24 protein-coding genes are annotated in these 24,758 nt (G+C 63.6%); 19 read left to right on the top strand and 5 right to left on the bottom strand.

The annotated features are described in order from the left end of the window. Window positions 1–68: 68 nt before the first annotated feature. Together waaC and IB259_RS24675 are read left to right on the top strand one after the other, a co-directional pair. Window positions 69–1,109: a lipopolysaccharide heptosyltransferase I gene (waaC, locus tag IB259_RS24680; protein WP_192330365.1), complete on the top strand. Its 1,041-nt coding sequence runs from the start codon at window positions 69–71 to the stop codon at window positions 1,107–1,109. 1 nt (window position 1,110) lies between these two features. After that, the gene (locus IB259_RS24675) at window positions 1,111–2,412 is read left to right on the top strand and encodes a 3-deoxy-D-manno-octulosonic acid transferase (protein ID WP_192330363.1); all 1,302 of its coding nucleotides are present in this window, start codon (window positions 1,111–1,113) and stop codon (window positions 2,410–2,412) included. 36 nt (window positions 2,413–2,448) lie between these two features. On the opposite strand, the gene IB259_RS24670 is transcribed toward IB259_RS24675, so the two are convergent. From IB259_RS24670 to IB259_RS24660, 3 genes are read right to left on the bottom strand one after another with little or no spacing between them, the layout of a single operon-like run. Beyond that, window positions 2,449–2,622 carry a hypothetical protein gene (locus IB259_RS24670; RefSeq protein WP_175159970.1) on the bottom strand — a complete coding sequence of 58 codons (174 nt, stop codon included), beginning with the start codon at window positions 2,620–2,622 and terminating at the stop codon, window positions 2,449–2,451. 16 nt (window positions 2,623–2,638) lie between these two features. Then, a complete protein-coding gene (locus tag IB259_RS24665; protein WP_192330361.1) occupies window positions 2,639–3,445 on the bottom strand; it encodes a type III pantothenate kinase in 807 nt (268 codons plus the stop codon). Next, a complete protein-coding gene (locus tag IB259_RS24660; protein WP_054457083.1) occupies window positions 3,442–4,290 on the bottom strand; it encodes a biotin--[acetyl-CoA-carboxylase] ligase in 849 nt (282 codons plus the stop codon). The genes IB259_RS24665 and IB259_RS24660 overlap by 4 nt, the downstream gene beginning before the upstream one ends. Window positions 4,291–4,383: 93 nt before the next feature. Between IB259_RS24660 and IB259_RS24655 the strand changes: the two genes are divergently transcribed. The 5 genes from IB259_RS24655 to IB259_RS24635 are packed head-to-tail and all read left to right on the top strand — an operon-like array spanning window position 4,384 to window position 8,585. Beyond that, entirely contained in the window at window positions 4,384–5,517 is a 1,134-nt protein-coding gene (locus IB259_RS24655; RefSeq protein WP_054457082.1) for an ABC transporter permease, read from the top strand. Beyond that, window positions 5,517–6,356, top strand: a complete 840-nt coding sequence (locus IB259_RS24650) for an ABC transporter ATP-binding protein (RefSeq protein ID WP_054457079.1) — start codon at window positions 5,517–5,519, stop codon at window positions 6,354–6,356. The genes IB259_RS24655 and IB259_RS24650 overlap by 1 nt, the downstream gene beginning before the upstream one ends. Continuing rightward, window positions 6,343–7,299, top strand: a complete 957-nt coding sequence (locus IB259_RS24645) for an MlaD family protein (RefSeq protein ID WP_175159965.1) — start codon at window positions 6,343–6,345, stop codon at window positions 7,297–7,299. The genes IB259_RS24650 and IB259_RS24645 overlap by 14 nt, the downstream gene beginning before the upstream one ends. Beyond that, on the top strand, window positions 7,299–7,898 hold the full coding sequence (locus IB259_RS24640; protein WP_054457293.1) for an ABC-type transport auxiliary lipoprotein family protein: 600 nt from the start codon (window positions 7,299–7,301) through the stop codon (window positions 7,896–7,898). Before IB259_RS24645 ends, IB259_RS24640 begins: the two co-directional genes overlap by 1 nt. 33 nt (window positions 7,899–7,931) lie before the next feature. Beyond that, complete coding sequence (locus tag IB259_RS24635) at window positions 7,932–8,585, top strand: alpha/beta hydrolase (RefSeq protein WP_054457076.1); 654 nt, start codon at window positions 7,932–7,934, stop codon at window positions 8,583–8,585. A 33-nt stretch (window positions 8,586–8,618) separates the two neighbouring features. On the opposite strand, the gene IB259_RS24630 is transcribed toward IB259_RS24635, so the two are convergent. Then, the gene (locus IB259_RS24630; RefSeq protein ID WP_192330359.1) at window positions 8,619–9,260 is read right to left on the bottom strand and encodes an HD domain-containing protein; all 642 of its coding nucleotides are present in this window, start codon (window positions 9,258–9,260) and stop codon (window positions 8,619–8,621) included. Between the two features lie 132 nt (window positions 9,261–9,392). Here IB259_RS24630 and IB259_RS24625 point away from each other — a divergent pair, with 132 nt between their 5' ends. The 6 genes from IB259_RS24625 to IB259_RS24600 all read left to right on the top strand — a co-directional run bounded on the left by IB259_RS24625 (window position 9,393) and on the right by IB259_RS24600 (window position 14,593). Further along, on the top strand, window positions 9,393–10,358 hold the full coding sequence (locus IB259_RS24625; RefSeq protein WP_192330357.1) for a GlxA family transcriptional regulator: 966 nt from the start codon (window positions 9,393–9,395) through the stop codon (window positions 10,356–10,358). A gap of 155 nt (window positions 10,359–10,513) precedes the next feature. Continuing rightward, window positions 10,514–11,779: a D-alanyl-D-alanine carboxypeptidase family protein gene (locus tag IB259_RS24620; RefSeq protein WP_118933510.1), complete on the top strand. Its 1,266-nt coding sequence runs from the start codon at window positions 10,514–10,516 to the stop codon at window positions 11,777–11,779. A gap of 129 nt (window positions 11,780–11,908) precedes the next feature. Further along, window positions 11,909–12,775, top strand: coding sequence for a D-amino acid aminotransferase (locus IB259_RS24615; RefSeq protein WP_192330355.1), 867 nt, complete (start codon window positions 11,909–11,911; stop codon window positions 12,773–12,775). Window positions 12,776–12,944: 169 nt separating this feature from the next. Further along, on the top strand, window positions 12,945–13,220 hold the full coding sequence (locus tag IB259_RS24610) for a YbeD family protein (RefSeq protein WP_054457066.1): 276 nt from the start codon (window positions 12,945–12,947) through the stop codon (window positions 13,218–13,220). Window positions 13,221–13,238: 18 nt separating this feature from the next. Beyond that, window positions 13,239–13,877, top strand: coding sequence for a lipoyl(octanoyl) transferase LipB (lipB, locus tag IB259_RS24605; RefSeq protein WP_054457064.1), 639 nt, complete (start codon window positions 13,239–13,241; stop codon window positions 13,875–13,877). Further along, window positions 13,874–14,593 (top strand): tetratricopeptide repeat protein, encoded by a 720-nt coding sequence (locus IB259_RS24600; RefSeq protein ID WP_192330353.1) that lies wholly within the window; start codon window positions 13,874–13,876, stop codon window positions 14,591–14,593. The genes lipB and IB259_RS24600 overlap by 4 nt, the downstream gene beginning before the upstream one ends. Window positions 14,594–14,645: 52 nt before the next feature. Here IB259_RS24600 and IB259_RS24595 read toward each other — a convergent pair whose 3' ends face one another. Further along, a complete protein-coding gene (locus tag IB259_RS24595) occupies window positions 14,646–15,458 on the bottom strand; it encodes a substrate-binding domain-containing protein (protein ID WP_192330351.1) in 813 nt (270 codons plus the stop codon). Window positions 15,459–15,629: 171 nt separating this feature from the next. Between IB259_RS24595 and lipA the strand changes: the two genes are divergently transcribed. From lipA to IB259_RS24565, 6 genes are all read left to right on the top strand, one after another. Next, window positions 15,630–16,634 (top strand): lipoyl synthase, encoded by a 1,005-nt coding sequence (gene lipA, locus IB259_RS24590; protein WP_054457058.1) that lies wholly within the window; start codon window positions 15,630–15,632, stop codon window positions 16,632–16,634. A gap of 241 nt (window positions 16,635–16,875) precedes the next feature. Continuing rightward, window positions 16,876–17,694 carry an ABC transporter permease gene (locus IB259_RS24585; protein ID WP_119450132.1) on the top strand — a complete coding sequence of 273 codons (819 nt, stop codon included), beginning with the start codon at window positions 16,876–16,878 and terminating at the stop codon, window positions 17,692–17,694. Beyond that, window positions 17,684–18,976, top strand: a complete 1,293-nt coding sequence (locus IB259_RS24580; RefSeq protein WP_192330349.1) for an ABC transporter ATP-binding protein — start codon at window positions 17,684–17,686, stop codon at window positions 18,974–18,976. Before IB259_RS24585 ends, IB259_RS24580 begins: the two co-directional genes overlap by 11 nt. Window positions 18,977–19,096: 120 nt before the next feature. Further along, window positions 19,097–20,407: a glycosyltransferase family 2 protein gene (locus IB259_RS24575; protein WP_119450133.1), complete on the top strand. Its 1,311-nt coding sequence runs from the start codon at window positions 19,097–19,099 to the stop codon at window positions 20,405–20,407. 117 nt (window positions 20,408–20,524) lie between these two features. Then, window positions 20,525–21,070, top strand: a complete 546-nt coding sequence (gene rfbC, locus IB259_RS24570) for a dTDP-4-dehydrorhamnose 3,5-epimerase (protein WP_192330347.1) — start codon at window positions 20,525–20,527, stop codon at window positions 21,068–21,070. A 287-nt stretch (window positions 21,071–21,357) separates the two neighbouring features. Next, the gene (locus IB259_RS24565) at window positions 21,358–24,747 is read left to right on the top strand and encodes a methyltransferase domain-containing protein (protein ID WP_119450135.1); all 3,390 of its coding nucleotides are present in this window, start codon (window positions 21,358–21,360) and stop codon (window positions 24,745–24,747) included. The last annotated feature ends 11 nt before the right edge of the window (window positions 24,748–24,758 follow it).

The following is a 24,758-nucleotide window of genomic DNA, read 5'->3' as shown; positions in this document are numbered from 1 at the left end:
TTCGGGCTGCGTTGAGCGGCGTCTGCCACTATCAGGCCGAGGGTCGCGCCAAGCACGAATCTTTGCACATGCCTACAAGAATCCTCATCGTCCGCACCTCATCCCTAGGTGATCTCGTGCACATGTTGCCGGCAATATCCGACATTGCCCGCCATGTGCCCGATGCCCAGATCGACTGGATCGCGGAAGAAGCCTTTGCCGACATTCCTGCCTGGCATCCGGCGGTCAATCAGGTCATCAAGGTTGCTCATCGCCGTTGGCGCAAAGCCTGGTGGTCGGCGGAAGTGCGGGCGGAGCGCAGGGCGCTGAAGGAGCGTCTGCGTTCGGTGCAGTACGACATCGTCCTGGACATGCAGGCGCTCCTGAAATCCGCCTGGCTGGTGCGCCAGACCCGTGGCGTACGGCACGGGCTGGACTGGCGCTCTGCGCGCGAGCCGTTGGCGTCGCTGTTCTACAACGTGCGGCACAGGGTGGAATTCTGGCAGCCGGCGGTGATCCGCCAGCGCAAGCTGGCCGCCCTGACGTTCGGCTACCAATACGCCGGTGCGCCCGATTTCGGTCTGCAGGCTTTTGCGCGGCAGGCGACGCAGCCTGCGGCGGACCCGGTGCTGGAAGTCGGCAGCGAGGGTATGAACGTCGGCGAACTGCCGCGCTTGCACCATCTGGATACGGACCGCGGCTACGCCGTGATCATGCCGTCGGCCAGCCGCGACGACAAACTCTGGCCGGAAGAAGACTGGCGCGTCGTGTTCCGCCGCCTGCGCGAGGCCGGCTGCACCCTGAAATTGTTGGCGGGGAACGAGCAGGAGGCCGAGCGGGCCCGCTTGCTGATCGCCGGGATGGATGGGGCTGAGGTGATGCCCCGCATGGACCTGACGGCGGTGGCGCGTTTGCTGGCTGGGTCGCGCCTGATGGTGGGGTTGGACAGCGGTCTGACCCACCTGTCGGCCGCCCTGGGCCGGCCCACCATCGGCATTTACCGTGCGTCCACGCCGGTGCGCACGCCGCTGGTCGGTTCCAGCTACACCGCCAGCCTGGGCGACCGCGGGGCTTCGCCGTCGCGCGAGGCCGTGATGGCGGCGGTGGAGCAGGCCTTGGCCGCCCAGTGACATGAATCGCGGCGTTTACTCGCTGGCGCTCAGGGCTCTATCACCGCTGGTCTGGCTCTGGATGGGCCACCGCGCCCGGCGCGCGGGCGGACAATGGGAAATCTTCTCTTCTGAACGCTTCGGCCACGCCGCGCCTGCCACGGCTACGGCCGCTGCCGCGTCCTGGACCGCACCGGTCTGGGTGCATGCCGTCAGCCTGGGCGAGACGCGCGCCGCACAGCCTCTGCTGCAAGCGTTGCTGGACCGCGGCCTGCCGGTGTTGCTGACGCACATGACAGCCACCGGCCGGGCCGAGGGCGCGCGCCAGTACGCGGATGCGATCGCCCGCGGCCAGTTGCGCCAGGCATGGCTGCCTTATGACTTTCCCGGCGCGACCCGCCGTTTCATGGCGGCGTATCGGCCGCGTTGCGGTTTGCTCATCGAACGCGAGATCTGGCCGAACCTGCTGGCGGCCGCGCGCGGCGCCGGCGTGCCGATGGCGTTGGTGAGCGCCCGGTTTTCGGCGTCGTCGCTGCGCCAGGCGGGCAGGATGGGCGGCGTGATGCGTGAAGCGCTGGGCGGGCTTGACTCGGTGCTGGCGCAGACCGCGGAGGACGCGGACCGGCTGGTGCAGGCTGGGGCGCCGCAGCCCGTCGTGACGGGCAATCTGAAATTCGATCTGGTCTTGCCGGCGCCGCAGGTTGCCGCGGGGCAAGCCTGGCGCGAACAGCTGGGCCGGCGTGTGGTGGCGGTGGCCAGCACGCGGGAGGGCGAGGATAGCGGTTTCATCGAGGCCATCAAGCGTCACGCCGCGATGCCGGGCGCGCCCTTGTTCCTGTTGATTCCGCGTCATCCGCAGCGCTTTGACGAGGCTGCGCGTCTGTTGTCGGAGGCCGGGCTGCCGTATGTCCGGCGTTCCGAAGGCGTAGCGCCGGGGCCGGGTACGGCGGTGCTGCTGGGCGACACGTTGGGCGAGATGGCGTTCCACTATGCCGCTTCGGATGTGGCGATCGTGGCGGGCAGTTTCGCGCCGCTGGGCGGGCAGAATCTGATCGAGGCCTGTGCGGCGGGCGTGCCGGTCATCGTCGGTCCGCACACCTTCAATTTCAAGCAGGCGGCGGAAGACGCCATCGCGGCGGGCGCGGTGCTGCGCGCGGCCGACGCCGGCCAGGCGGTGGAAGCGGCCATGGCATTGCTGACGGACGAACCGCGCCGCCAGCGCACGGCTGAGGCGGCGCTGGCATGGTTCCGCATGCATTCGGGAGCCACGGGGCGCACGCTGGACGCGCTGGCGCCTTGGTTGGAGGCAGGAAAGGGGGGCTAGCGCCCGGGTTCACCGGCGTATGCGCCGGACGGGGCTTCAGGGGGCGGCAGGCGGGATCTTGGGAACCAGGGTCACCGCGCCCGGATTGAGTTCCTGATTGAAGCGGCGCGGGTCGCGGCCTTCGTCCTCGGGACGCACGCCCAGCCAGCCCTGGCCCAGCGCATAAACCCCCAGATTCGCCAGCAGGATGAGGATGAAGAGCACGCGCATGGCCGGGGTCTCCCGTTCAGGCTTGGTCGTCCAGGGTGGCGCGGGCGACCGCGGCCAGGCCGTCCAGGACGGGGTGATCCAGATAGATGGGCACGGGGGCCGCACCGAAGGCGCCGCCCGCGTCCGCCAGCAGGCGTTCGATTTCCTGATGCACTTCGGGCCAACCGCCGCCCGCCGCGTAGATCTGCGGCGTCTGGCCGTAGCGCTGGCGTCCCGCCAGCCATTGGCGCACGACGGCGCCGGCCTGCGCGGCGGCGATGCCGGAGGCGATGGCTTCGTGCGTGTCCGTGGGATAGGCCACGACCTGGCCGTTGGCGATGGGCAGGTTGGCGGTGCCGTGGGCCAGCGCGCTGCGCATCATGGCCGGGCCTGGCAGGATCAGGCCGCCGGCAAAGACGTTGTCGGGGCCGACGGTGTCGATGGTGGTGGCGGTGCCGAAGCTGGCCAGCACGAAGGGCGGGTGCGCGCCAGGCAGGCGCGACAGCACGCCCAGCAGTGAGGCCCAGCGGTCGGCGCCCAGCTGCGTGGGCGTCTTGTAGCTGTTGACCAACCCCAGCGTGGTTGCTTGCGACGGCGACCAGGTCACCGTGCAGCCATGTTTTTGCAGGATGGCGGCGATGGCCGCGCCGCGGGCCTCGCCGGCGACGTTCACGCCCAGCGCGCGCAAGGGGCGGCGCGGCAAGGCGGACAGCCAGCGGTCCAGGGCGTCCAGGTCCAGCCCGTCGAAGGCGACCGCCGCGGGTTCGCGCGGCGTGTCGGGGTTGCTGGCGTCCAGCCAACCCACCTTGAGACGGCTGTTGCCGGAGTCGATGAGAATAATCATGCTTGGCGTCGAATCGAGATTTCACCGACCAGGATCGGTTGGGTGCCCTCGGGGGTTTGCACCAGCAGGCGGCCTTGTTCGTCCACGCCGCAGGCGGTGCCGCCTAGAAGAATAGCGCCCTTGTCCAGCACGTTGACCTTGCGGCCGGCCAAAGCGTCCACCTGGTCGAAACGCGGCCTGAAGGCGCCAAAGCCTTCGCGCTCCAGGGTCTGGACCGCTTCCAGCCAGGCCATGGCGCTGGCGCAGACCAGGTCGGCGGCGGAGGCCTGGCGGGCGGCGACTGCCTGCACCTGGCTCCAGTCGGCGACTTCGCGTTCCAGCGCCAGCGACAGCCGGGCGGCGTCGGTCAGGTTCACGCCCATGCCGATGACGACCGTATGGCCCGCCTCGCTGCCGCCGGGGTTGCGGGTGGTCTCGACCAGTACGCCTGCCAGCTTGGCGTCGTGCCACTGCACGTCGTTGGGCCACTTCATGCACAGCCCGGCGGCTTGCGGGCCGGCGACGGTGCGCAGAGCTTCGCAGGCGGCGATGCCGGCCAGCGGCGACAGGGCGGGCAGTTGCGCGGGCGGCAGGTGCACGTCGAATGCACAGGAGAACATCAGCGTGGAGCCCGTGCGGTTCTGCCACGGACGGCCGGCGCGGCCGCGGCCGGTTTCCTGCAGGTGCGTGCCCAGCAGCCAGGGTTTGCCGCCGCTGCCTGCGCGAGCGCGGGCCAGGAGGTCGGCATTGGTCGATCCGGTGCTACCGATCCAGGAGATGTCCTGGAAGGCGGGCAGGCGCGTGCTGAGCGTGCGGGCCAGGGTTTCCGGCGCGGGCAGGTCGATGGGGCTGGCTTGAGCGGACATGGCGGCGATTGTAGGGCACGCGGCCCGCGCTCGCGGTCTGCCGGCGCCAGCGTTTATGATTGGCGATACATTTTGCATCGGTATTCTGTCTTCATGCCGCATTCCGCTTCGTCCGCACCTGCCGCCGCCGCGCCCTTCCGTTTCGAAGGAGGCGTGTGCCATGTGGCCGGCGACTGGAGCGTGCTGGCGCTGGCAGAGCCTGGAGAGGTCCAACGCCGCCGCGAGGCGCTGGCCTGCGCCACCGATGGCGGCGCGCGCTGGGACCTGCACGGCATCGGCCGGCTGGACACGATAGGCGCGCTGCTGATCTGGGAAGCCTGGGGCCACAAGCTGCCCGAGCGCGTGCGCTGGTCCGCCGGCCAGCAGGACGTTTTCAACGCGCTGGCCCTGAACAAGGGCGAGACCCCGGCCGCCGCGCCCAAGCGCGACCCATTGAGCTGGCTGCGTGCGATGGGCGAGGCGATCTTCCAGGCTATCGACAATGGCCGCGCCTTGCTCATCATGTTGGGGCAACTGGTCCTGGACCTGGGTGGCATGCTGCTGCGCCCGCGGCTGGGGCCGTGGCGCGAAATTTCGGCGCAGGTGTACCGCACCGGCGCTCAGGCGCTGGGCATCACGGCGCTGGTCGGGTTCCTGATCGGCGTGGTGCTGTCCTACCTGTCGGCGCAGCAGCTGCAGATGTTCGGCGCCGACCGTTTCATCGTGCGCCTGCTGGGCGTATCCATCGTGCGCGAACTGGGGCCGGTGCTGGCCGCCATCCTGGTGGCGGGCCGTTCGGGCTCGGCCATCACGGCGCAGATCGGCGTGATGCGGGTGACGCAGGAACTCGATGCGATGCTGGTCATGGGCATTTCGCATGGGCAACGCCTGATCCTGCCGCGAGTGGTGGCGCTGGCTGTGACCATGCCGTTATTGGTGCTGTGGACGGACGCCATGGCGCTGTTGGGCGGCATGCTCGCCGCGCAGATGCAGCTGGGCGTGTCGGCGCAATGGTTCCTGCAGTCGCTGCCGGACGCGATTTCGCTGACCAACTACTGGATCGGCATCCTCAAGGGCGTGACCTTCGGCATGCTGATCGCGCTGATCGCCTGCCATTTCGGGCTGCGCATCCAGCCCAACACGGAAAGCCTGGGTCGCGGCACCACCACATCGGTGGTCACCTCGATTACCGGCGTGATCCTGCTGGACGCGCTGTATGCCGTGATTTTCAGCTCGGTGGGCATCTGATGAACAGCGCCGCCCAGCACAAGCTTTTCACCGAGGATGGCGTTACGGTAGAACCCGTCATCACCGTGCGCGGGCTGCGCACGGCGTTTGGCGACCACGTAGTGCACGACAATCTGGACCTGACCGTCTTCCCCGGCGAGATCCTGGTGCTGGTGGGCGGCTCGGGCACGGGCAAGACGGTGCTGCTGCGGCAGATCATCGGGTTGGACCGGCCGGCCGCGGGCACGGTGCGGGTGCTGGGTCATTCGCTGTTCGAACTGACGGCGGCTGAACGCCGGCGGCTGTCCTATCGCTGGGGCATGCTGTTCCAGGCGGGGGCGTTGTTCTCCGCGCTGTCGGTGTTCGACAATGTGGCCTTGCCGCTGCGCGAACTGCGCACCGTGCCGGAAGACCTGGTGCGCGATGTCGTCATGTGCCGGCTTGCGATGGTGGGCCTGTCGGCGCGCGACGCCGACAAGCGGCCGTCGGACCTGTCCGGCGGCATGGTCAAGCGCGTGGCGCTGGCGCGTGCGCTGTCGCTGGATCCGGAATTGCTGTTCCTGGACGAACCCACGGCTGGCCTGGACCCGCTGCGCTCCGACGAGTTCGTGGACCTGGTGCGCAGCCTGCACCGGCAATTGGGATTCACAGTCGTCATGGTGACGCACGACCTGGACACGCTGCTGGCGCTGGCCACGCGCGTCGCCGTGCTGGCGGACAAACGGGTGATCGTGTGCGACACGGTGCCGGAAGTATTGAAGGTCGATCACCCGTTCATTCACACGTTCTTCCTGGGCGAGCGCGGCCTGCGCGCGCTGGGGGATCTGGCGCCGAAGGGATTGCATCATGGAAAACCGTAGTCATGCGCTCATGGCCGGCATCTTCACGCTGGCCTTGCTGGCCGCAGCCGCCTTGGTGGCCATCTGGATCGGACGCGACCGGACTCAGCTGCAGCCATACGAAATCATCTCCGCGACCGCCGTCAGCGGCCTGAACCCGCAGTCCACGGTGCGCTATCAGGGCGTGCCGGTGGGCAAGGTGCAGTCCCTGGCCCTGAACCCGGACAAGCCCGGGCAGGTGCGCATCCGCATCGGCGTGGCGCCCAACACGCCGATCACCGAGTCCACCTGGGCCGAACTGGGCGTGCAGGGCGTGACCGGCATTTCCAACGTGGAGCTGCGCGATGACGGCACCTCGATGAAGCGGCTGGCGTCGTCGGCCGCGCATCCGGCAGCCATTCCGCTGCGCCCCGGTTTTCTCGACCGCATTGAGCAGCGCGGCGGCAAGCTGATCTCCAACGTCGAGGAGGTCACCGAGCAGCTGCGGCGCGTGCTCAGCGAGCAGAACGTGCAGGCGCTCACCGCCAGCCTGCAGAACGCCAACGACATCACCCAGTCGCTCAGGGGGGCCAGCCAGGATCTGGCGCCTACGCTGGCCAAGCTCGGTCCCCTGATCGATTCGCTGGACAAGACCTCGCGCCAGGCCGACCGCGCCGCGCGGGAAGTCGGCGACCTGGCGGCGCAGGCCCGCCAGTCGCTGGCCCGCCTGAACGCGCCGGATGGTCCCCTGTCCGCCGCCACCAGCAGCCTCAACGACATCGCCCTGGCCGCCGCGCGGCTGGATGGCGAGACCCTGCCCGCCATCACCAGCATGGCCACCAACGTCAGCGCGGCCGCGCGCGGCGCCACCGTTACTCTGCGCCGTGTGGACAACACGCCGCAATCGTTCCTGTTCGGCCCGGCGCCCCGCGAGCCCGGGCCCGGCGAGGCCGGTTTTGCAGGCTTCGGGAGATCGCCCAAATGATGAAGATGCGTAGCGCCGTTCTAATCCTGACGCTGGCCCTGGCCGGTTGCGGCATCGGCCGCGTGGCAGCCCCGCCTTCGGTATTCGACCTGGGCCTGGACTCCCGGCCCACGCCGGCCTTGCCCGCGCGCGCGCCGCTTGCGCTGGTCTTCCAGGCCGTGCCCAGCCTGTCCGACACGGGGGTGATCTGGCGCGTGGGAGACAGCGCCGCGCCCAAGGCCTATGCCAGTTACCGCTGGGCCTCGCCGCCGGCGGACCTGGTGCGTCAGCGCCTCACGGAGCGCCTGTCGCGCCAGGGGCCGGTGCTGGACGAGCGCGTCACCCTGCAGACGCCGCAATTGCAGGTGTCGTTGTCCCAGTTCGAACAGGTATTCGCGGCCGACGGCCAGTCCAGCGAAGGCCGCGTGCTGCTGCAGGCGGTCTTGCTCAGCGGCCGCAGCGTGGTGGGCCAGACGCGCATCGAGGCCCGCGCGCCCGCGCCCACGCAGGACGCGCAGGGCGGAGTCGCGGCATTGCGTCAGGCGACGGACGATGCCGCGGACCAATTGGCGCAGTGGCTTGCCACGACGCCCAAGCCCGCCGCCAGGCCGGGCGGTTAAGATCGCTGTTTTTCCCGCATCCTGAGTCACGCCATGTCCGCACGCACTGAAACCCACGCCTTCAACGGAGCCGCCGGCCGCATCGATTGCGCCGTGGACTGGCCCGCGGGTACGCCGCGAGGCTGGGCGCTGGTTCTGCATCCGCACCCGCTGCAGGGCGGCGCGCGCGAGAACAAGGTGGTCACGACCCTGTCGCGCGCCTGCGTGCAGCATGGCCTGGTCGCGGTGCGGCCCAATTTCCGCGGCGTCGGGCAGTCCGAGGGCGTCTTCGACAAATCCGTGGGCGAAACCCAGGACATGCTGGCGGTCGTGGCGCAGATGCGCGAGCTGCACCCGGAACTGGCCCAGGCGCCGTGGGTGCTGGCCGGCTTTTCGTTCGGCACTGCCGTCGCCGCGCAGACCTATGCCGCCCTCGCCGAGCAGGGCGACACGGTACTGCCCTCTGCCCTGATGCTGATGGGCCCCGCCGTGAACCGCTTCCAGTCGCACGAAGTGCAGGTGCCGGACGATACGCTGATGGTGCACGGCGAGGAAGACGAAGTCGTGCCGCTGTCCGAAGCCATGGACTGGGCGCGCCCGCGTTCCATCCCCGTGGTGGTGGTGCCTGGCGCATCGCACTTCTTCCACGGCAAGCTCCTGGTGCTGCGCCAGTTGGTGCAGGCGCGGCTGAAGGTTGCGCTGGACTAAAACCGGGGGCGCCGCTTGCGCGGCGCAGCAGGTTCAGCCCGGCCAGCGCGAGCCGCGGATCACGCTGCAAAAATTGCCGGGCCTGAAGGCCGGTTCCTTGTCGGCGATGACATCGGCCTTGACGTTGCCGAAGGTGGTCTGCGGCTTGTGTTTGATGCCGTCGTAGAACGCCTGGATGATTTCTTCCTTGAAGCCTGGCCCGCGTGGATGCGCAGCGACCACGGCTTCGCGCTGGGTGTCGCTGTAGTCGCCGTAGGTCAGGCCCAGCACGTCCATTTCCACGCCCGCCGTCACCAGCGCGACCACCGGATGCATGAATTCGGGAATGCCGGGCGTCGTGTGCAGCGCAATGGCGGTCCACACCAGATCGATGTCCTGTTGGGCGATGCCGCGGCTGCCAAGGAAATCGCTCGCCGCGTTGGCGCCGTCCACTTCGAAGCGGCAGCAGTCGCTGCTGTGCTGATGCGTCAGGCCCATGTCGTGGAACATGCAGCCGCAATAGAGCAATTCCGGGTCGAACTTCAGTCCGCGCCGCTTGCCGGCAAGCGCGCCGAAGTAGTAGACCCGGCTGGAGTGGTGGAACAGCAGCGGCGTGGCGGTGTCGCGCACCAATTCCGTGATTTCGCGGGCGAGCTTGCTGTCGGGAATCTGAATGCCGTCGATGACAGGGTTCATGGCGGGAGTCCTTGCGTGGGGTGGGGGTTCGATAAATTCTCCCGCCGCACTAGAATGACTTCAATTGTCGTAATACGCCAGATTCAGCCAAAACATGCGATTTCCCGACGCCTGCCGTCCAGGCGCGATGCCATGACCAAGACCATAGCCATTCTTGCGCTGCCCGGCGTCCAGATGCTGGATGTCTCCGGCCCCCTGGACGTATTCGCCCAGGCCAATGCCGAACTTGGACGCGAGCTATATGCGCTGCGCGTGGTGGGCTATGAGGCCGGGCCCATCCGCTGTTCGTCGGGCGCGCGGCTGCTGCCCGACCTGGCGGTGGGCGATCCGATCGCGCGTCTCGATACCCTGTTGGTCGCCGGCACGCCGCAGGCCGCCAGCGCAATGCTCAGCAGTTCCGCCTTGCGCTGGCTGCGCGTGACGGCCCGGGGCGCCCGGCGCTATGGCTCCGTCTGCACTGGCGCGTTCATGCTGGCCGCAGCCGGCCTGCTGGATGGCCGGCGCGCGACGACCCACTGGAACGCGGCTGCGCAATTGCGCCTGGCCTATCCCAAGGTGACCGTCGAGGAAGACGCCCTGCATGTGCGCGACGGCAAGGTGCGCACTTCCGCCGGCGTCACGGCCGGCCTGGATCTGGCGCTGTCGCTGGTGGAGGAGGATCTGGGCCGGGAGGTGGCCGCCAACGTGGCTGCGCAGTTGGTGATGTTCTTCAAGCGCCCCGGCGGACAACTGCAGTTCAGCCGCAAGGGGCAGGCCGGTCCGGTCGGGCGCTCGGCCCTGCAAGAAGTCCAGCGCTGGGTCGCCGGCAATCCTGGGCTGCCGTTGTCGGTGGACGCGCTGGCCGAGCACGCCGGCCTGAGTCCCCGGCATTTTGCGCGGCTGTTTCATGCCGAGGTCGGCGTCACGCCGGCCGCGTGGGTGGAGATGACGCGCATCGCCGCGGCCCGCGCGCTGCTGGAGGCGGGCGCCGCCACGCCCAAGCAGGCGGCCGCGCAATGCGGCTTTGCCAACGTCGACACCTTGCGTCGCGCCTTCGTCAAGCACGTGGGGGTTTCTCCGGCCGTGTACCGCCGGCATCACGGCGGCGGTACGGATTGATCCGTTGCCACATCCCGAGGGCGGCAGGTTGCATCAAGTTGCATGTTTTAAATGCGCGGGAACCCCAGGCGAGCCGGACGGGTCTGATCGACTGCCTATAATTGTCAGCCACTTGCCCCGCGCCGGCGGGCGTCATTACTGGACCCACGTTGCCGATGAAGAATTTGCCTTACTCCGCTCACTCCCCCGTTGTCTTTACCCGTCGCCTGCTGTCAGGCGCGGTGCTGTCAGCCATGCTGGCGGCTTCGATGCCGGTCTGGGCGCAGCAGGCTCCCGCCGCGGCGCCCGCCGCAGCCGCCGGCGCCGCGGCCCCGGCGCCGAATGCTTCGGCGGTGGTGCCCGTGGGCGACGTCTCGGCCGTGCCGGCCCCCACGATCGCGGCCAAGGCCTGGATCGTGATGGACGTGAACAGCGGCCAGACCCTGGCCGCTTCCAACCCGGACATGAAGGTGGAACCGGCATCGCTCACCAAGATCATGACGGCCTATGTCGTGTTCAACGCGCTGGACGAAAAGCGCCTGACGCTGGAGCAGACCGTGCCGGTGTCCGAGCGCGCCTGGCGCACGGGCGGTTCGCGCATGTTCATCGAACCGCGCAAGCCGGTCACGGTCGACGAACTCAACCAGGGCATGATCGTGCAGTCCGGCAACGACGCCTCCGTGGCCCTGGCCGAGGCCGTGGGCGGCAGCGAGGCTTCGTTCGCTTCGCTGATGAACCAGGAAGCCGAACGCCTGGGCATGCGCAACACGCACTTCATGAACGCCACGGGTCTGCCCGATCCGCAGCATATGACGTCCACGCGTGATCTGGCGATCCTGTCGTCGCACCTGATCACGGATCATCCGGACCACTTCCACTACTACAAGCAGAAGAGCTACACCTACAACAAGATCACCCAGCCCAACCGCAACCGCCTGCTGTGGGCCGACCCGTCGGTGGACGGCATGAAGACCGGCCACACCGATTCGGCCGGCTATTGCCTGGTGTCGACCGCGGTACGCGGCGACCGTCGCATCCTGGTGGTCGTGGTGGGCACGGACAGCGAAGCCACGCGCGCCGAGGAAAGCCTGAAGCTTCTGAACTGGAGCTTCCAGAACTTCGATACCGTGAAGCTGTTCGACAAGAGCCAGCCCGGCATCGATGCGCGCGTCTGGGAAGGCACGGTTGAAAACGTCAAGCTGGGCCCGCCCAACCCCGTGTCGATCGCGGTGCCGCGCGGCAAGGCCGGCGACCTGAAGCCGGTGGCGCAGCGCACGGATCCGCTGATCGCCCCGCTGGCCAAGGGCCAGCAGGTCGGCACCCTGCAGTTCACGCTGGACGGCAAGGTGCTGCGCACCGAACCGCTGGTGGTGCAGGACGCGGTCGAACGCGCCGGCTTCTTCGGCCGCATGGTCGATACCGTCAAGCGCTGGTTCGAGTAATTCCGCCGCGCCGCGGGCGCTATCGCGGGTGTAAGCTAGCAACGGGCGTTTCGCATGAAACGCCCGTGCTCTATTCACGGGACGGACCGGACGGTTCGTCCCTCTCCATTTCATATTCAGGAGTGCCTCATGATTCCGGGCGTGCCGGGCGAAAGCCAGGTGTATCTCAACGGTGAATTTCTGCGCGTGGACGAGGCCAAGGTCTCCGTCCTGGACCGCGGCTTCATTTTCGGCGATGGCATCTACGAAGTCGTCCCCGTGTACCAAGGCAATGCGTTCCGCATGGCCGAACACCTCAACCGCCTGGACCGCAGCCTCGCTGCCCTGCGGATCGCGCAGCCCTTCGACCGCGCGGGCTGGATCGACCTGATCCAGCAATTGCTGGCGCGCACCAACCTTGAAACCTGCATCGTCTACCTGCAGGTGACGCGCGGCGTGGCCAAGCGCGACCACCAGTTCCCCTCGACGCCCGTGGCTCCGACGGTTTTCGGCATGATCTCGGCGTGGGCGCCGCCGCCTGCCGCGCAGCGCGAACGCGGCTTGAGCGCCATCAGCATCCCGGACGAGCGCTGGCTGCATTGCGAGATCAAATCGGTGTCGTTGCTGGGCAACGTGCTGGCCAAGCAGCAGGCCGTCGATGCGCAGGTCGACGAAGTGGTGCAGTTCCGCGACGGCTATCTGACCGAAGGCTCGTCCACCAATATCTGGGTGGTCTCCGGCGGCAAGCTGCTGGCGCCGCCCAAGAACAACCTCATCCTGGAAGGCATCCGCTATGGCCTGATGGGCGAGCTGGCCGCCGAGGCCGGCATCCCGTTCGAGTCGCGCCCGATCTCGCGGCAAGAGGTGGAACAGGCCGACGAGCTGATGCTGTCCTCGGCCACCAAGGAAGTGCTGGCCATCGTCTCGCTGGACGGCAAGCCGGTGGGCTCGGGCAAGCCCGGCCCTGTTTTTGCGCAATTGCGGGCGGGTTATGATGCCCGCATCGCCGCGCTCTAGGCCGGCGTTACCGGGCGGCTCCCGCGGGGCCGCCCCGGCGGCCTTGCCGGCTGGCGGTTTGCCCCCATATAAGCAGGATATGGCCGCCCCGTGGCAGGCACCCTCGGGTGCAGTATCGAGAGCAGTGGCCGCGCCCTGGGGGCACCACCAAACAGGTAATAGGCACATCATGCAACATATCCCGCCCGAAGACTCCCTCATCGAATATCCCAGCGACTTTCCCATCAAGGTCATGGGCAAGCAGCATCCCGAATTCGCGCAGACGCTGACCGAAGTCGTGCTGCAGTTCGATCCCGAGTTCGACGCCGCCACGGTGGAAATGCGGCCCAGCAAGGGCGGCAACTACATGGGCCTGACCTTCACGGTGCGCGCGACCTCGCGCGAGCAGCTGGACGCGCTCTACCGCGCCCTGCACGGTCATCCGATGGTGTCCATCGTCCTCTAGCGCAAGAGCAGGACAGCTGTGATCAAGTGGCTCGCGCGGCCGGCCGACTACCTGTCGGTCTGGCACGACATGCAGGCGTACACCAATCTGCGCGGCGCCGATACGCCTGACGAGATCTGGCTCTGCGAACACGCGCCGGTCTACACCCTGGGGCAGGCAGGCCTGCCCCAGCACGTGCTCAATCCCGGCAACATTCCCATCGTCCATTGCGACCGCGGCGGGCAGGTGACCTACCACGGTCCTGGCCAGGTCATGGCCTATGCGCTGTTCGACCTGCGCCGCGCCGACATCTACGTCAAGGAATACGTCAATCTGCTGGAAGGCGCGGTCATCGACACGCTGGCCCAGATGGGCGTGGCCGACGCCTGCCGCAAGCCCGGCGCGCCGGGGGTCTACGTGCCCGATCCGGACGGGGGCGAGCTGGCCAAGATCGCGGCGCTGGGCATCAAGATCCGCAACGGCCGTGCCTACCATGGAGTGTCGTTGAACGTGCAGATGGACCTGACGCCGTTCCTGGGCATCAATCCCTGCGGCTATGCGGGCCTGCGCACCGTGGACATGGCGGCCTGTGGCGCGCGCCGCGAGCCCACCGAGACGGGCGAAGCGCTGGCGCGCAATCTGGCGCAGGCCTGGGACCGCGCAAGGAACAAAACATGAAGACCTTTAGCGCGGCCGACGTGGCCGCAACCACGCCAGAAGAACTGGCCCGCCTGCGCGAACAAGGGCCGGCCGAGGACTATGCGGCCTGGATCCGCGCGGCGGCCGAACTGGGGCTGATCGAAGCCCAGACCATCTACGGCCAGATGCTGCTGGACGGCGCCGGCGTGGAGCGCGATCCGGAACAGGGGCTGACGTGGTTCAAGCGCGCCGCCCATGCCGATCACCCCATGGCCATCAACATGGTGGGCCGCTGCTACGAGAACGGCTGGGGCGTGCCGCGTGACGACACGGTCGCGGCCTACTGGTTCCGCCTGGCCGCGGACAAGGGTCTGGACTGGGGCATGTACAACTATGCTCACATGCTGCGCAGCGGCCGCGGCAGCGTGGCGCAGGATCCCCCGGCGGCGCTGGCCCTTTACCAAAAGGCGGCAGACGCCGGCCACGTGAAGTCCATCGGCGTCGTCGGCCGCTTTTACGAGGCTGGCGAGGTGGTCGAGCAGGACATGGAACGCGCCTTCGACTGTTATCAACGCTGCGCCGAAGGCGGCGATTTCCGCGGCATGTTCCACCTGGGTCGGCTGCTCTTGCTGCGCGGACGGAAGCAGGACGCCGTGCAATGGCTGGTGCGCGTGCCTGAAACCGCCACGCCTGCGTTTCTGCAGGAAGCCAACACCATGCTGCAGGACAGCGGTTTTCCGGCGTTGTACGAGTAGGAGAGGTGTAGCGCGGCAGGGCAGAGGTAAGCACTCTCGCGCTTTACGCATCCTACGTGCTCAGTCTTTCCTCAAAAACCACTTCCACCGTAATCCGCTCGCCCGTGCCGCATTCGCCATCCAGGCGGTCCAGCAGCAACTGGCCGGCGCGCCGGCCCAGGAGGGCGGCGTCGGCGCCCAGGGTGGTCAAGCCCTGCGCCCACTGCGCGGCGCTGCCGTCGTCCGAGTAGCCCAGCACCGCCAGGTCCTGCGGCACGTGCAGGTCGCGGTTGTGGGCTTCCGAGACCGAGGCCGCGGCCAGCAGATCGCTCGTGCAGAACACCGCATCGAAGATCGTGTTGGTGGTCAGCAAGCGCAGGAAGGCCATGCGGCCGTCGTTCATGTGCTGCACTTCAGGCTGCACGATGTCCGCTGCCAGTTCCAATCCGAGTGCGGCTGCGCTGCTGATGAAGCCTTCGCGCCGGGCGCGTTCCCACGGGTTGTCGGCGCTGACGCAGGCGACGCGCGCATGGCGCTTGGCGGCCAGGTGCCGCGCCGCCATGCGGCCGGCTTCCGCATTGTCGACCACCACCGCGCCGTCCAGCGGCTGTGCGGACAGGCTCCAGGTCTCCACGACGGGGATCTCCAGCGCCGCCAGGGCAGCGCGCAGGGCGGGATCGTCCAGCGGGCCGATGGCCAGGGCGGCGGCGGGGCGCAGCTCGCCCAGCAGGGGCTGTGACTGGGCCTCATGCCAGGGGCCGGCAGCCAGATAGTAGCCCGCCGGCAGCAGCAATCCGGCGCAGGCCTGGATGGCGCGGGCCGCGGGCGCCCAGTCCAGTCGGGGTGCGATCAGGGCGATGGGGTGGGGCGGGGGCAGGGAAGACATGGGCAAAACCGGCGGATTCGTCAGGCGTGACGATAACCCAGCCCGGCTGCGGCCAAGGAGGTTTGCCGCCCGGGGGACGGGACCCCGCGCGGCGGATCCGGGCGGCGGAGGGTAAAATGCCGTTTTTGTCTCAGACCCGGCGCGCGCTCGCGCCGGTCATGAAGGTGCTCCATGTCCACGCTCGCCGAGTCTCCTGTTCCCTCGAACGAATCCGCCGCTGCGCCCGCGGAAGCGGTCTACGATCCGACGCAAAAGCAGAAATCGCAGGCCAAGACCGCGCGCATCCCGATCAAGATCGTTCCGGCCGAGCGCCTGAAGAAGCCTGAATGGATCCGCGTGAAGGCCGCCGCGCCCGGCTCGCGCTTCTACGACATCAAGCGCATCCTGCGCGAGCACAACCTGCACACGGTGTGCGAGGAAGCGTCCTGCCCGAACATCGGTGAATGCTTCGGCAAGGGCACGGCCACGTTCATGATCATGGGCGACAAGTGCACCCGCCGCTGCCCCTTCTGTGATGTGGGCCACGGCCGTCCGGATCCGCTGGACACCAACGAGCCCCTGAACCTGGCGCGCACCATCGCCGCGATGAAGCTGTCCTATGTCGTGATCACCTCGGTGGACCGCGACGACCTGCGCGACGGCGGCGCCGGCCACTTCGTGGATTGCATCACGCACATCCGCGAACTGTCGCCCAGCACCCGCATCGAGGTGCTGGTGCCCGATTTCCGCGGCCGCCTGGACCGCGCGCTGACCATCCTGAACGCCGGTCCCCCGGACGTCATGAACCACAACCTGGAAACCGTGCCGCGCCTGTACAAGCAGGCGCGCCCGGGCTCGGACTACATGCACTCGCTGAAACTGCTGGCCGAGTTCAAGAAGCTGCACCCTGAAGTCCCCACCAAGTCCGGCCTGATGCTGGGCCTGGGCGAAACCGACGAGGAAATCCTGCAGGTGATGCGGGATATGCGCGAGCACAACGTGGACATGCTGACGATCGGGCAGTATCTGCAGCCGTCGGAACATCACTTGCCGGTGCTGCGCTATGTGCATCCGGATACCTTTGCGATGTTCGAGCGCGAAGCCTATGCAATGGGCTTCTCGCATGCGGCGGTGGGCGCGATGGTGCGGTCTTCGTACCATGCCGACGAACAAGCGCATGCGGCTGGGGTGAATTGACCTGCCGGCATCAGAAGCGCCGTTGGTTGGTGGGTCATGGTGGCGGCCGCGTGTCCGCGGAAATTCTTGAGAAATAGCGCATGACCCTGCTAGAGAAATATAGCGATAGCATGCGTGCCTGCGTCATGCCGGGTTGTCCCTATTCGGCATCCGAATCCCGAGTTCACTTGCGCTACCCGTCGCGGCCAATTGGTACGATGGGTGGGCGTCGCGCTGTGGCACCAATGGAGGTATTTCCACAATGAGGCAGTTTCCGAGCAATCCGCTTGCGCTTGTATCGAGCGGGGTGCGTAACGGAGGTTTGATCGTCGCTTCAATCAAGCGAGAAGTGATTGGGCGCTATAAAGGCTCCGTCATGGGATTGATGTGGTCGTTCATCAATCCCATCATCATGCTTGCGATCTACACCTTCGTGTTTAGTGTCGTCTTTAAAGCACGATGGAATACTGGCAGTGACTCTCGGACCGAGTTTGCCTTGGTATTGTTTTTGGGACTGATCGTCTTCAATCTTTTTGCCGAGTGCTTTAACAAGGCGTCTGGATTGATTGTTGGTAATCCAAATTTCGTCAAGAAGGTGGTGTTTCCGCTGGAAATTCTGCCCTGGATTACGCTAGGTGCCGCTCTGTTCCATACGTTGATAAGCTTGGTGGTATGGCTGCTGGCATATATGGTCCTATTTGGCGTGCCTCACTTGACCACGCTTTATGTGCCAGTGATCCTGGTGCCGTTTTGCCTTTTTATCTTGGGGCTATGTTGGATACTGGCATCGCTGGGTGTGTACTTGCGTGATGTGTCCCAGTTCATCGGAATCATGACGACCGTGGTGATGTTCATGTCGCCCATTTTTTATCCGCCCCAACAGTTGCCTGAACCATATCGTCACTTGCTGTACCTGAATCCGCTTACTTTCATTGTCGAGCAAATGCGCGCAGTAGCCTTTTTCGGTAACCCGCCGGATCCGTTGGGATTGGCGCTATACGCTGCTGCGGCGGCAGTGTTTGCATGGCTGGCATTTGCGTGGTTCCAGAAGACCAGGAAGGGGTTTGCTGATGTCCTCTGAGACTTCGATATCGGTATTCAATGTCAGCAAGTGCTATCACGTTTATGAACGTCCGCGCGATCGTCTTTTGCAAATGTTGGCGCGCGGTCATAAGCAGTTCTTTAAGGAATTCTGGGCGCTGAAGGATATCTCGTTCGAGATAAAGAAAGGCGAGGTGATCGGCATCGTGGGCCGCAACGGCTCTGGCAAATCGACCCTTTTGCAGCTTATTTGCGGCACCTTGAATCAGAGCGCGGGCGAAGTGTCTACCGTCGGACGGGTTGCTGCGCTGCTTGAGTTGGGGTCCGGCTTTAATCCCGAGTTTACGGGGCGTGAGAATGTCTTCCTCAATGGCGCAATCCTGGGTCTGACTCGTCAAGAGATTGCTTCCAAGATGGATCGCATTCTTGCCTTCGCGGAAATCGGCGATTTCATTGACCAGCCGGTCAAGACTTATTCCAGCGGGATGTATGTCCGATTGGCGTTCGCCATCCAGGCCAATATCGATCCGGATATTCTGATCGTCGATGAAGCCTTGGCGGTTGGCGATGCCTATTTCACCCATCGGTGCATGTTGCGCTTTGAGCAATTACGGGAACGTGGAACCACGATTCTCTTCGTATCTCACGACGCGAATGCGGTGAGGTCGTTGTGCGAGAAATGCATCTGGTTGGAAAACGGTCAAATGGTCGCTTTCGACACGGCATCGAAGGTGGTCGACCGTTACTTGGCGGCGCTTTTCGGGTATGAACAGGGCGAGGCCCAAACGCCTGCAGCTCAGGTGGAAGATCAGCCTGCTCCTACCAGTCCAGCTGCGGGCATCGAACGGGAAATTCCCAATATCGATCGGCGTATCGGGGATGGTATCTGTTCGATTATCGGTGTAGGTCTTTACGACGAAGAGATGCGCCCGGCGCAGACAGTCATCCATGGTTCTCGAGTCGTTCTTCGGTTTAGTATCCGAAATGAGTCCATGGAAGCGGGTGAGAAGATCATTGCGGGCTATATTTTTCGTACTCAGAAAGGCATAGAGCTGGCCAGCACGAATAGTGATGTCGAGAAGACGACTGTGAATGTCGGAGGGGTAGGCAGCATTACGACGGTAACGTTCACTGTCGATTTGCCGCTGCTACATCCTGGCTCTTACGCATTCAGTCCCGCAGTCGCATACCGTTCCGAGCTGGGTGATATAAAAATGGCAGACCGCGTGGAAAATGCCATTGTTTTCATGGTGTCATCAGAGAGACAGGTGCACGCGATGATGAATTTGCCGACCACCGTTTCGGCGATGTGTGGCGAATGATTGTCAGAATCAGGCCGCCAGCTGTGTTCAGCGCACGAAGGAAATTTCAGGCGTTGCTCGCGTGGCGGGATTTTTACAGGTTGTCTGTTCGCAACTCGCCGAACAATAGCAGGGGCATTTATGAGTAGCCATCCATCCAAGACTAACATTCACGCTTCCATCATTGTTTTGGCGTACAACAATCTCGAGGAGACCACGGCGCCTTGCCTGGAATCGATACTCGAGCATACCGACCTGACTCGTCACGAATTGATTGTTGTCGATAACGCATCCAGTGATGGTACGGCCGAATATCTGCGCCAGTTTCAATCGAAGCATCCATATGTTCGGATGTGCTTGAACGATGTAAACAAGGGATACGCCGGCGGCAACAACGACGGCATGCGGCTCTCCAATGGACGCATCCTTGTCTTGCTGAATAACGATACGCTTGTGGGGCCAGGCTGGCTGGAGCCGTTGGTAGAAGTGTTGGATAAGGATCCCAGTGTTGGAATGGTCGGCCCTGTAACCAACTCAGCTGGTAATGAGCAACGAGTCGTGCTGCCAGAAGTCACTCAAGACGCCTTCGTACCAGCTACCGTTTCCTATCTGGCTCTACAAAGCGGCATCTATTCCGAAACGGAGAAATTAGGATTTTTCTGCGTGGCCATACGTCGGGATGTCATTGACAAGATCGGGATGTTGGACGAAGCCTTCGGCATCGGCATGTTCGAAGACGATGACCTCTGCGTGCGGGCGCGAAAGGCCGATTATCGACTGCTGATCGCGGAAGGCTCTTTCGTATATCACAAGGGTAGTGTCTCTTTCAGCAAGTTGGGGGCTGAAAAATATCAGGGTTTGTTTTTCAAGAACCTCGCTTATTTCTTTGAGAAGCACAACATAGCGTGGACTTACACGGATATTGCCATCGCTGCATGGAAGCGACTTAAACAGGACATGCGGAGCGCGATATCGGGAGATGCGGCCGCGACTGCCAGGGTGAACAGTAGAGCTTCACTAATGGACGAAACCTTGGGCCAGGCGCGACGCCAGGAAGAGACTGCCTTGCAGTCGTCGTCTACTGACCTGTCCAACCGGATTGCCGCGAAGAAGCACGCTGAACTAATGGCAATATCAGATTGGGCAACGTCGCTCAAGGAGGAAAACGCAAAGCTGTTGCACGAGCACGCTCAACTGATGGAAATGTCGGATTGGGCAGCGTCGCTCAAAGAGGAGAACGCAAAGCTTCTGCAGGAGCATGCCGAACTGATGGAGATGTCAGATTGGGCAACGTCGCTCAAGGAGGAGAATGCAAAGCTGTTGCGTGCGCTGGACGAGCAGGGACGGATGCTCGAAAGTACCGCGCCGACAGCCGCTCCCGGGGTGCTGCCCGCCGCTCGCGCCTTGGCGCGCGCGGTGAAAGGCAGTCTCAAACAGCTCATCCGCGGATAACCAAGCCGTGCTTTAGCGTCATGGCTTGGAGCTCACGGCGAGGGGCCGCATCTTTGGAAAGTGCGGTCAAGCTGCGGCCATTGTCTGCTTGAATGTCTTGAAGAACGAGATGCTTGTATGAATATCATTCAAACCGAAATACCTGAAGTCCTGCTTATCGAGCCTCGCGTTTTTGGCGATGAGAGAGGATTTTTCTTTGAGAGTTTTAATAGGCGAAGTTTCAATACTGCGGTAGGGCGGGATGTCAATTTCGTTCAAGACAATCACTCTCGCTCCGCACAAGGAGTGCTCAGAGGCCTGCACTATCAGATCGTCCAACCGCAAGGTAAGCTGGTGCGGGTGGTAACGGGATCGGTGTTCGATGTCGCGGTAGATATGCGCAGGGGCTCTCCCACGTTCGGAAAGTGGGTAGGTGAGGTTCTGAGCGCGGACAACAAGCGGATGTTGTGGGTCCCTGAGGGCTTTGCGCATGGCTTCCTGGTGCTATCCGAGACCGCGGACTTCTTGTACAAGACCACGGACTTCTATGCACCGCAGCATGAACGCTGCGTGATCTGGAGCGATCCTACATTGGCGATAGATTGGCCTGCCGATGTGGTGCCTCGCTTGTCGAAAAAGGATGAGCTGGGAGCCAAGTTCGTGGAAGCGGATGCGTTCGCCTGAAACCTGGTCATTGTGCTTGCTGTGATGTGCGGTCCCTAAAGGCTTTTCTTCCGACCAAATTATCAGTGTCTCCTGGTTGCACTCCTCTTGACCATCAGTGAGAAACTGACCGGAAGTAAAAGGCACTTTTTGCCTTTCGCATGTGTGTGCCCGAGATCAACCATGGCTATTCATCTTTCCCGTAGGTGGCGGTGCGAATTTCCACTTGACGCTTGTATGACGTGCCGTCGCGCCCGGTAGAACGGCCGAGAATTCCATTTGAATAGCAGATTTATAGAGGTATAGCGATGTGTAATGCCTGGTGCATGGATTGGGGAAAGGAAGCCTTGCCGCACGTCAAGAAAGGGGCGCGCGTATTGGAGGTGGGATCTCGCGACGTGAATGGAACTTTGCGGACGATCTTCGCTGATCCGCAGAGCGAGTACGTGGGTATCGATATTTTCGAAGGCCCCGGGGTCGACCTCGTATTGGATGCTTCGCGCATTGTCGGCCAATTCGGAACGGAAGCCTTCGATGTCGTGCTCTCCACAGAGATGCTGGAGCATTGCTACGATTGGCAAGGCGCGCTGTACCAGATGGCTGCCACCTTGCGGGAGGGGGGCATACTCGTGCTGACGACTCGCTCCCCGGGATTCGAGTTGCATGATTATCCCGCCGATCATTGGCGCTTTTCGCACCAGGACTTTGTCGACATTTTTTCACCCTTGGGCGAGTTGATCGCCGTCGGCGACGATATGACGTTGGGCTGGCCCTGCGGCGTCGGCGTGATCGTTCGTCGTACCTGCTCGGCGGAAGAGCTTCAAGCCTGGGTAAAGCGCTTGCGGGAATTTCCCGTGTACTCAATGGAAGAAGAAGCGCGTAGCCAGGAAGTTGAAACGCGAAGCAGCACGGGCTCGCCCACCACCGATTCCATGGTCTTTGATCAATACAGCCGCTATCAAGGTTGTGTGCGTATCCTGCGGGATGCTGGTCTACAACCGGGCGCTACGGTGCTGGACGTCGGTAGCGGGCCCGAATGTCTTCTTGGCTCTTTCCTTGGAGAAGCAACCATCACGTATGTCGATCCGTTGCTTGCGGGTAAGGACGGCCCACATCGGATCAGCGGTGACGTGTTCACCCAGCGCCTGGATGATTGCAAGTTTGATTATGTATGTGCCGTGGATGTGTTGGAGCACGTTCCCGCGCAACACCGCGAAGCGTTCTTGGATCGACTGACTGAATTGGCCGACAAGGCCGTGCTTGTGGGTTTTCCGCCGGAAGAGGGTGGCTATGCCCGCGAGACGGATGACATGGTCAACTCGGAGTACGAGCGGATCCATGGCAGTGTTTACAGCTGGCTGGCGGAACACTATCACTACGGCCTTCCTGTGGCGGCATCGGTCAACGATCACTTCGCCCGAAACGGGTTTCCAACAACCTCCGTGGGCCATGGCCACGTGCCCTGGTTGAAGCGCCTGCTCTCCAAAGTGATTTGCTATTGGGACGTACAGCCACTCAAGCCGGAGGTTCTGGATGTTTCGAAGAGCTTCAACGAGGACCTGGCCCCCTATGACTTTGCTCCGCCACACTACAGAATCTTCGTCCTTGCGTCGAAGTCGGGGACACCGATCAAGTTGCCCGACTACCAGCCATCGCCGGAACTGCAGGCAGTTCTGGATTCCAGATTCGAATCGTTGGCTTCCGCTTTGGACGATCTGATTCTTAAGAGAGCTGTGGGGCTGCTCAAACACCAAGAACAGGAGTTGGCGTCTGCCAAGGCAGACGCACATACCGCTTCGCTCTGGGGAGTGCGGGCGACTGAAGAAATCAAAACTCGCGACGATGAGATCCGCCGCCTGCAATCCGAACTCAGTCGCATGACCGAGTGGGGCGGAGAGGTGAATGAGGAAATCAAAAGTCGCGACGATGAGATTCGCCGCCTGCAATCCGACGTCGGCCGTATGAACGAGTGGGAGGGTGGGGTACAGGACGAGATCAGAAATCGTGACGATGAGATTCGTCGTCTGCAATCCGACATCAGCCGTGTAACCCAATGGGGGGGGGAAGTGAATGAAGGGGTTAGAAGTCGCGATGACGAGATTCGTCGCCTGCAGACCGAGGTCGGCCGGATGAGCGAATGGGGGGAGGAAGTGAAAGAAGGGTTTAGAAGTCGCGACGATGAGATCCGTCGCTTGCAATCCGAGGTCGGTCGTATGAGTGAGTGGGGCGGGGGAATGAACGAAGAGATCAAAATTCGCGACGATGAGATTCGTCGCTTGCAATCCGACGTCAATCGCATGACAGAGTGGGGGAAATCGCTGGATATCCAGCTCGCCCAACGAGACGCTGCGCTCGAAAAGGCCCGTGCGGAAATGGAGGACTATACCCGCGTGAATCAACGGGGGAGCGTTCGCATGGGTGTGCGCCTTATCAAGGCGGCAGCCCGGCGCCATTTGGCGGCGTCGCCGGTTGGCGACGTCGTACGCAGCGTCCGTAGCTACAAGGCCAGACGGCAGTCTCGCACCAATGTGGACGCGATTACTCAATCCTTGAAGCGGAACAATGGCCGTCTTTTGCTGGTGTTTCCAATCATCACCTGGGACTTCCGCTGGCAGCGGCCCCAGCATTTCGTGACGCGGCTGCGCGACAATGGATATTCGGCGTGCTATTTGGCAATGTCGATGACCCCCTTGGGTAGAAAATTCGCCTCGCCTGCCGAAGCTGCGGCCACGCTGAGCCTGAATGAGCTGGACAAGGACGTAGCCCAGGTATGGTTGCATACCAAGGATCCAATCAATATCTATACCGACACCCTGGCTGGCGACGATCTCGACAACGTCGTGGCAGGCTTGTCCGAGTTGATACGTGATACCAAACCCAAATCCATCCACTACCTGCTCCAGTTTCCTGGATGGTGGCCGGTCGCCCAACAGCTCAAAGAAAAATTCGGCGGAAAGATAGTCTTTGATTGCATGGATGACCACGCGGGATTCAGTACGAATACGGCACAGGCGCTGAAGGTTGAACAAGCCCTCATCGAGGCCGCAGATCTGGTCATAGCGTCCTCGGCATTGCTGGAAGATCGATGCCATTTGCTTAACCCGCGCACTGTTCAGATTAAAAACGGGACCGAGTTCAAACACTTTGCGCAACCCGTTCGTAATGGATTGCTCGAAGCCTACAGTGATAAGCCCATTGTGGGATATTACGGTGCAATATCGGATTGGTTTGACACTGAACTTATCGCACATTGCGCCCGGGCAAAGCCAGATTGGAATTTCGTGCTCATCGGGGCCACCGCGGGAGCAGACCTGAATCCCCTCCAAGGATTGCCGAACGTTCATCTGTGCGGGGAGAAGTCGTATGTCGACCTTCCCGGATATCTGGCGTACTTCGACGTTTGCACGATTCCATTCAAGTTGGTACCCCTGACTCTCGCCACCAACCCGGTCAAGTTCTATGAATATATGAGCGCGGGCAAGCCGGTCGTTTCCATCGATCTACCCGAGCTGGCTGCTTATGCAGATGATTGCTATCTGGCTCACAATGCCCGTGAATTCATCGAGCAGCTAGAGAAGGCCATGGAACAGCGGCAAGATGAAGAGAAAATCAGGCGGCGTATTGAGCTTGCCAAGGAAAACTCATGGGACGCTCGGGTAAAATCACTGCTGAAGACCGCCGCTTTTTCCAAGCCGTGAAGCTAGTGTTT

Source organism: Achromobacter sp. ACM04 (assembly GCF_014851465.1).
Lineage (GTDB): Bacteria > Pseudomonadota > Gammaproteobacteria > Burkholderiales > Burkholderiaceae_B > Achromobacter > Achromobacter aegrifaciens.
The sequence above is the reverse complement of the archived record's forward strand: the minus strand, read 5'-3'. Positions and strand labels throughout refer to the sequence as shown.